The sequence below is a fragment of the Paraburkholderia strydomiana genome (assembly GCF_031456815.1).
In the GTDB taxonomy this organism is placed as follows: Bacteria; Pseudomonadota; Gammaproteobacteria; order Burkholderiales; family Burkholderiaceae; genus Paraburkholderia; species Paraburkholderia caledonica.
The window spans coordinates 1-1,513 of record NZ_JAVDVL010000042.1 but is presented as its reverse complement, the minus strand read 5'-3'; the positions used below and the strand labels follow the sequence as shown (position 1 = coordinate 1,513).

1 protein-coding gene is annotated in these 1,513 nt (G+C 64.0%); it reads left to right on the top strand.

Features of this window, described 5'->3' with window-relative positions; all coding sequences use genetic code 11:
- Positions 1-36 precede the first annotated feature (36 nt).
- Positions 37-1,513, top strand: a 1,477-nt coding sequence (locus J2W46_RS34265; protein ID WP_310360455.1) for a type VI secretion system Vgr family protein, incomplete at its 3' end; no start/stop codon positions are given.

Here is a 1,513-nt window from a genome sequence, read left to right as displayed (position 1 = left end):
TCCCACTGTTCCCCGACCCGCTGACGCGAGGCAAGCATGACCCGGTGGACGACGCAAACGCGCACCCTCACGTTCAGCGGTGCCGCGCTTCCCGAAATCATCGGCGTCGATTACCGCAGCCGGAAATGCATCGAAACCCGTGAGCCGATGCTGACGGTCCGCAGTCTGCGCGGACGCGAGGCGGTGGGCGAGCTGTTCGAATACGTCGTGGAAACCGAGGTCGAAAACCCGGACTTCCTGCAGGACCCGGCGAGTGCCGCGCAGCTCGACCTGGCGAAGATCGTCGGCACCTCGGGCACCGTCGCGATCCAGGTTGCGGGCATCGGCACTTTCCGCGCCGGCGCTACAGGCGATACCGGGCGCGTGAACGTCGGTGCCGACACCCGCCATATCAATGGCGAAATCGTTTCAGCGCGCATCCGCTGCGTTGAGGATCGCGCGGCGGTTTTCGAATTCGTGCTGCGCCCGTTCGTGTGGCGCGCGACGCTGAACTGCGATTCGCGCATCTTCCACGGTACCGTCATCGAGGTGCTTGAACAGGTGCTGCAGCCCTACGAGGGCACCGTCGAGTGGCGCATTGGCGGAATGTGGCCCGGCAGGGTCAGGGCTTATCCCGCGCGCGACATGCTCCGGCAGGCGTGGGAGTCGGACTGGCAATTTGTGTCCCGTTTAATGGAAGAGTTCGGACTCTTCTACTGGTGGGAACACCGGAACAACTATCATTCGCTCGTCATCTCCGACCTGCTGGGTGGTTTCCGTCCGCATGGCCTGGCCTATGAAACGCTTCGCTATCACACCGGCGGCCGCATTGACGAGGAACACATCAGTGAACTGTCGATCGCCTACACGCTGACACCGGGCAAGGCGACGGTCAACGACCATAACTACGCACAGCCGCGGCTGGCAAAAAGTCTGGTGCCGAACCGCGAGTCATTCGAGGACGCGCGCGGTACCGCGAGCCAGCGCATCGAGCTGTACGAGCCCGCTGAGTTTGCCCAGCCCGAGACGCGGCGCACGTCTGCCCATCCGAACGACGAGCAGGTCGAAGGCCAGTACCTTGCGCGGGTCAAGCTCGAAGCGCGGCGCTGCCAGGGGTTGCGCGCAACCGGCCGGGGGCATCTCCAGGCCCTTCAGCCGGGCCGCACGTTCACGCTTGCGGGCTATCCGCAGGAGCGCGCGAACTGCGAATACATCGTGCTGCGCTGTGATCTGGACATCACCGAAGTCGGCACGTCATCGGGCGCATGGCGTCAATACACCGTCAATACGGAGTTCGAACTGCAACCGGCGAACGAGTATTTCCGGTTGCCGCAGATCACGCCCAGGCCACGCATCGACGGCTATGAATATGCGGTGGTGGTCGCGCCGCAGGACAAGGAAATGTTCATCGACCACCGGAACCGGCTGCGCATCCAGTTCGACTGGGACCGGCGGGCGAATCTCGACGGCGCGAGTTCGATCTGGGTACGCGTCATGACGCAATGGCAGGGCGGCGAGCTGGGTGTCGTCGCGC